The following is a 6,703-nucleotide window of genomic DNA, read 5'->3' as shown; positions in this document are numbered from 1 at the left end:
GGTGAAGGATTTTCGATGCGGGCCGGTGTGCGACTTTGCCGTTGGGAGCTGCGTGGGGCCCGCGTTGGAAATCCTCGCAAGGTGGAAGCCGCGGCGACCAGGCGCTGCCTATGGGGAAAGCGTGGTAAGGGTTGCAGCGCCGATCGAATTTGACCGCCGGCGCAATGGATTTTGACGGACTTCAGAGGCGCTCTGATCTGCACCACAGATGACGTTGGGTCTCGGGAGTCGCGTTTGATCGGCGGTTCGCATGCAGATGGCGGCTTGCCGCAAAACCAGGTCGATCCAGATCGGGCAATCGATCCGGAGTGATGTTCGAGAAGGTGACGGGCGGTTCGTCATGCGACCTGTTCCCGTGGCGGTGCGCGCGACATTGGTTTCTGGCCCCGTCGGAAGATTTCGACGATGCGCATCGGGCCGCCGCAGCAGGGGCATGGCTCGCGCAGGGTGAGCGTGGCAATCTCCGCCGTTTCCTGCGCTTGCTGTTCAGTCCGCCGCTGCCCAAGCAGATCGCGGATGCGGCCAATGGTGGCCTTGCGCGTTGCGCCGGCCAGCAGGCCGTAGTGGCGGATACGGTGGAACCCGTTGGGTAGAACGTGGATCAGGAAGCGGCGGATGAACTCGGGCGTGGCGAGCCGCATGACTTTCTGACGGTCGCTGTTTTTGATCCGGTAGTTCTTCCAGCGGAAGGCGACCATGTTGGCATCAGCGCTGACGAGGCGGTGGTTCGAAATGGCGATCCGATGGGTGTAGCGGCTCAGATAGGCGAGCACGGCCTCGGGGCCGCCAAAGGGTGACTTGGAATAGACCACCCATTCGGATTTGCGGAACGGGGTGAGCCAGGATGCGAAGGAACCTGGCCGCGCCAGCCGTTCCAGGTCGCCGTAAAAGGCCAGGCCTCCGGCCCGGTGCAGCGCCATCAGCCCGTCCAGAAAGAGGCGGCGGAACAGGCGCGAGAGCACGCGGACATGCAAAAAGAACCCCGGTTTGCATGAGACCCACCCTGTGCCGTCCGGTGACAGGCCACCGCCGGGCACGATCATGTGGATATGCGGATGATGGGTCATGGCGGAGCCCCAGGTGTGCAAGACGCTGGTTATTCCCACCTTCGCGCCCATGCGCTTGGGATCTGCAGCGATGGTCATCACCGTTTCCGCCGACGCCTTGAACAGCAGGCCGTAGACCGCCTTCTTGTTCCAGTACGCGATCTGGGCAATCTCCGCAGGCAGCGTGAAGACCACGTGGAAATATTGCACGGGCAGCAGGTCCGCGGCACGCGCCTCCATCCAGTCGCGCGCTGCTGGTCCCTGACACTTTGGGCAGTGCCGGTTCTTGCAAGAGTTGTAGGCGGTATGATGGTGGCCGCACTTGGTGCAACCGGCCACATGCCCGCCGAGCACCTCAGTTCGGCAGGCTTCGATTGAGGACATCACCTTGAGCTGGGAAAGGCTGACATGCCCGGCATTGGCCTGCCGCCACGCGGGGCCATATCGTCGAAAGATATCAGCGATCTCCAGCTTGGGTCGGGACAATGCCCGCGCCGATTACTCCAGGCTTCGTTTGAGGGTCTGATCCTGAAGGCCAGCCAGCATCTCGTACGGGCTGACCGTGTCCTTGATGGTTTTGGTGGCGACGTGGGTATATTGAGCCGTGGTGGTCAGCTTGGCATGGCCCAGAAGCACCTGAATGACGCGCACATCGGTGTTCGCCTCCAGCAGATGTGTCGCAAAGCTGTGCCGTAATGTGTGCAGTGTCGCCGGTTTGCTGATCCCGGCCATGTGCTTGGCCGATGTGAAGGCCCGGTTCAACTGGCGCGACGAGATCGGATTGATCTTGGGCTTACCGGGGAACAACCATCCTTCGGGCCGCGCCTCTTTCCAGTACTCCCGTAACAGGCTCAGCAGACCCGGTGACAGCATGACCTTACGATCTTTGCCGCCTTTACCCTGGTCGACGTGGATCAACATCCGATCGCTGTCGATATCGCTGATCTTGAGATTGCAAACCTCGGATGCGCGCAGACCAGCACCGTAGGAAATGCTGAGGGCCGCACGATACTTCAGCCCTGGTCCCGGTGTTGCCATCAACAGGTCAGACACCTCCTGCACGCTGAACACAACTGGCAGCTTCTTGGGCTTCGTCTTGAATTGCATGAACCGCTTCATGTCTTCACGCCCGCAAGTGATGCCAAAAAAGAACCGCAACGCCACGATCCGCGTGTTAAAAGTCGAGGGCGTTACACCGCTGTCGGTCATATGCAGCTGATATGCGCGCAATTCCTCTGGCGTGGCAGTATCCGGCGAATGACCAAGGAACTTCGCGAAATCCCTGATCGCCCGGATGTGGGACTTCTGAGCCTTATCGCCCATCCCGCGAATGCGCATGTCCTCCATCATCCGCGCACGCAGCGGGCTCATCTTCTCCTCTGTCATGAGTTCCTCCTGTCATCAGATCGAGAAACCCCAATCGTCAGACAGGTTTGGCAGATCGCAAAATGCGCCGCCGCGCGTGTCGCGCGCTACATCAGACAAACGCACCTTTGCCGCGCGAGCGGCTTAGTCCTTGCGGACTTGATCGACGTAGCCGCTGCGCGGCATCTGACATGTCCAATTTCGGCAACGCGCAGAAAGCCGACATTGCAAAACTGCAAAGTTCGGCCAGCTTCCGAGGTATTCCCGGCCCTTTAGCCGACCTTGGCCCCACGGTCCGAATGCTGCGGCGCGGCCAGGCGAAGCAGCCGTTCGCGCATCGCGCAGCATTTTGTCGACCAAAACATCGGTGTGCGGGTAATTTTCATTTTCAATGGGGTCCAGCCATAGACCTCAGGCGGCTGTTACAAGTTTCGTCGCGAGTGTGATGTCGACGTTGCCCTTGTGGTCAATGGCGGCGCTCCGCGCCAAAGACCTTTGGACAAACTACGTTTACGGTAGCGTATCCTTGGAGCTTGTGTGTACCTCGCTTACCCGAAGGTTCGCTCGGCGGTAGGCTTTAAGCGCTGCTCTTCTTTCAATATACCTCTCGAGTTCGCTTCTTGTCTAGTTCTTCAGAAAGATCGAAATTGTTCCAGTTAGTAAACCAATACTTTGTGGAATTTTGAATGGAAACTGCGTCCGCCGCGCTCAAAGAAAAGTGCTCATTCAATTTGGTTTTGGTCGCGGTGGAGACATACGGGCAGCGCTGCAAGTCTAAGTACAGCAGGATGAGTTCAGCTTCCCGACCAACATAAGCTTTGCGGTCCTCGAAGGTTCCGAGGACATTCGATTCGATGAAGTTGCGTAAGTCAGCGAAACGCTTGCGGTTGCCGGAATACTGCAAGGCAACAATCACCGAAAAATAGTCCATCGGCACGGATCGTTTCCATTCTCCCGTGCTAAGAATTTCAATGCCGAGATATTCGGCCAGATCTTCTTGTAGTAGACAATATTCCCTCCCTAGTTTTTTCAAGGCCAGAACAAGGTAAAGTACTTCGAGCTCCCGGTACTGTTTTTGGGCGCTGTTCTTTAATTCTCGTTTAATGTTGTCAAAGGCGTATTTAAATACCTGTTGTTTTTCATCTCTTGGGACCTCGAGGCGGTGGATCCCATCTACCATTGACGAAAGTATCCGTGTTAGCTTGACAGAAAAATTCACTCTTGGTTCAGCGGCAAAAACAAAAAAGCAAAACTCCAAAATGCCAATCAGTGATTTTGTGAGTTGCTTTGAATTCTGATGGCTATCCGGAGTTTTTTCATATGACTTTAAATAAATCAGAGTTCGTTTCTCAATGGCTGACAGAGCATAGTTCAACAGGTCTTTGTATCCAACGCCGCTTTCGACTAGCACCGTCTTGAAATCAACAATTAGCCTCTCTTGGTGGGCTTTGAAGACGTAATACTTGACCGGCTCGGAGCTGCTTATGGAATCGTCTCTTCTCTCTTCAACTATCAAATGATCTGCAAAAATTTTGCCTACTCTATTTTTTGCCATCGTCAACTTGGTGATAATCGGACGTTCGAACGTTTCTGATTTTGCCAAGTTCAGATTTAACTTCACCTCTTTGAGTAAGTGCTCGAGATGGAGAGTGATTTTTTCGACATTGGCATCATTGTTGTGGAAAATGAAGTAGTCATCGACGTAGCGAAAAACTTCATAGTCTATTTTATGCATAAGCCCATCCGAGCTTGCCAGCACGCGTTCTAGCTTTTGATCGACACCTTGGAGAATAATTTCAGCAAACACGCGCGAGAATTCTGGACCAATGACGATTCCATTTGTCTCACCTTGATTCATCCATTGCATCAGAGAATCAAATCGCCCACCAAACGTCTTTTGGGCTTTTCCAATGCTCTGCTTATCCGCTTTAACGGCAGATCTGCCTACAGTCGTCCAGGGCATCGAATGTGTGTAGATGCTATCGAAACACTTTGAAACGTCCAGCTTGAGTAGTTTTCCAAACTTCTTTTCGGCGTTGTGGTACTTATAATGCTCGTAAAACTTAAAAATATTGCTGTAGCTCTTGTATGAAAAATAGGATCCTAGGTTTTCATACTCTTTGCCAGCTTCTTCTACAGTATCGCGCCCCTTGGATTGAGACGACTTATAAAGCCTATCGGAATACTTGGTTGAGCTAACAACAGAGTCTGGCCGTCTGATTGAAAAATTACTTCGTCCACAATGATACAAAACTTGGGCACTGTTCCTGTCATAAAAATCGGCAACTAAAAGCTGGTTTCGCGGGTGAATGACAGATAGCTCGCGGTAGTCGTTTTCTTTGTGATTTATTTTAAATTGAAACGGTTTGGTCCACGTGTCGGTGATCTTCCAACGACGCCGATTCACTTTAACGCCATCACGCTTGATCTCCTCTGTAGTTGGTACGCCTATGCTCGTTCGTGCAATGCCAAAAATAATGGCAATAGCCACGTCTGCGTCATCAGAGTCACATTCCCAAATAACATTTAGCTCATCACCTTTTTGATCAATTCTAACATTATACTTTGTCAAAAAGTGAAAAAATCCGCCATTGCTAAACGTAGGGGGCACTTCAAAAGGAAGCATTTCCGTTAAAACTGGGCGCTGGTATTTGTATTTTGACTCCAGGACTTTCTTATTATTCATACTTCCAAGCCTCTGTAATTTTACCAAAATCACCCTTTCTATGAAACCTCCTAAAGATGCGTTGTTCATAGCCGTCAACGAACGAAAGTGTGCCAAGTTTTGCCTTTAGGCTTGCGCTTGGCACCTTGGAAATGAGGTATGTGAGCTTGTGATCAAGAATCTTCAGTTGCTGGGTGTCGGTCAGATGCGGATTGCCAAAGTATACCCCTACAAAGGCATTTTGTTTGTTGTGAGTGAGTTGGGTGTTGCCCGTGAGAAATCGGATACGCTTCAAAAGTAGCCTGTAGGCCTTTCTCGAGTTTATCGTCTTGTCCGCGTAGTAACGGGAAAATGAAGCGTTCAACCGAGCTTCATATTTGGCATTTTTTGAGGCGCTAAGGCGAATTATTGGCTTTGGTTCAAAGTTAAATGCGTAACCAAGATATTCAAATTTCAAGCCAGAACGTCCTCGAGAAGTCCCATCAGCCTCAAATTTTGATTCCTCGGTTTTTATGGTGTTCCTTACCAACCCTTTCTTGCTCATTTCGCTCTCGATTTGAGGCATATATTCCTTAGGCTTGGACATTGGCGTAGGGGCAAATACGACAACGATGTCATCTACGTACCTAGCATAGTAAACGACATCCTCAATTCCACGGACTGCCTCGTCAAAATCTCGCATGTATAATTCAGCGAGGTACGCACTCAGACCTATCCCTCGAGGTAGCCCCATTCCAGGGGTTCCGGTAAGTCTTGAAAATTTTTCAAGCATGTTTCTAGTCAAGCGGAGGGCTGTTTGACTGAGTAATTGATCGTCTCTTAGTTTCTGAACTAACGCGGCGTGATTTATGCTCTCATAAAAGCTAGAAATGTCTGTTCTTATGAAGTGATAGGGAAACTTATCCATCAATATATTGGATAGTTGAGATACAATCTGGTTTCGGTTTGATTGCTTGACCTTATAAAGCTTACTTAAGTTCCTCGATATTTTCTTCTCTGCATAGTGATGTTCAGGCACATCTTTTTTGATTTGGTAAACTGGCTTTCCACCTGGGCCGGCAAGTTTCTCAAAATCGATTGAATAGCTTTTCTTAGATACGTTTTTCGCAACAACTTCGAGGCATTTGAGAAGTTGTTCATCCCTTTTGTCCCGCGCGGCCTCTCGCATATCACGCAAGTGGTTGAATATCTCCTGGTCATGATCACTGTATTTTCCAACTTGGTTTCTTCTGAAATCCTTGCAATCTTCTATGCGCTCTTTGAGGATTTCGGTCTGTCTCTTGACCTCTGGGAAAAATTTAAGATCAGGCACCCGCCCACGCCGCTTCTCAATTTCAGAGATTATTTGAAAATTATTTGCAGAAAATGTTTGATCTAACACGGTGAAAGATAGCCCTACGAACTAAGAATGCAATGTCTAGTAGAAGTAGGCGAAGTTCTCAGATGTAGCAATGATGATGGGCACTAGGAGCCTACAAATTTTCTTTGTCAACGGCGGCGTAATATCCGGCCATTGGGGCGGAGCAAAAGTCGTCCAGTTTGTGCCGCGCCTTGGGGCGTGATGCCCTCAAGTAGCAAGCACGTTCCAAGGCGCGTTGGCCGTCAGGTCAACCTGATGGTGTGTTAG

Annotated in this window: 4 protein-coding genes; all 4 read right to left on the bottom strand. The window is 50.9% G+C overall.

What is annotated here, in order from left to right:
* Window positions 1-338: 338 nt before the first annotated feature.
* The 4 genes from ACFWW2_RS01250 to drt3a all read right to left on the bottom strand — a co-directional run bounded on the left by ACFWW2_RS01250 (window position 339) and on the right by drt3a (window position 6,457).
* On the bottom strand, window positions 339-1,532 hold the full coding sequence (locus ACFWW2_RS01250) for an IS91 family transposase (protein WP_393925545.1): 1,194 nt from the start codon (window positions 1,530-1,532) through the stop codon (window positions 339-341).
* A 12-nt stretch (window positions 1,533-1,544) separates the two neighbouring features.
* Window positions 1,545-2,432, bottom strand: coding sequence for a tyrosine-type recombinase/integrase (locus ACFWW2_RS01245; RefSeq protein ID WP_393925544.1), 888 nt, complete (start codon window positions 2,430-2,432; stop codon window positions 1,545-1,547).
* A gap of 574 nt (window positions 2,433-3,006) precedes the next feature.
* On the bottom strand, window positions 3,007-5,166 hold the full coding sequence (drt3b, locus tag ACFWW2_RS01240; RefSeq protein ID WP_393925543.1) for an antiviral reverse transcriptase Drt3b: 2,160 nt from the start codon (window positions 5,164-5,166) through the stop codon (window positions 3,007-3,009).
* A complete protein-coding gene (drt3a, locus tag ACFWW2_RS01235; RefSeq protein ID WP_393925542.1) occupies window positions 5,090-6,457 on the bottom strand; it encodes an antiviral reverse transcriptase Drt3a in 1,368 nt (455 codons plus the stop codon). The genes drt3b and drt3a overlap by 77 nt, the downstream gene beginning before the upstream one ends.
* Window positions 6,458-6,703: the final 246 nt, after the last annotated feature.

Origin of the sequence: Yoonia sp. R2-816 (assembly GCF_046762905.1) — a bacterium.
Classification (GTDB): domain Bacteria; phylum Pseudomonadota; class Alphaproteobacteria; order Rhodobacterales; family Rhodobacteraceae; genus Yoonia.
This window is presented reverse-complemented; position numbering and strand designations above follow the sequence as displayed.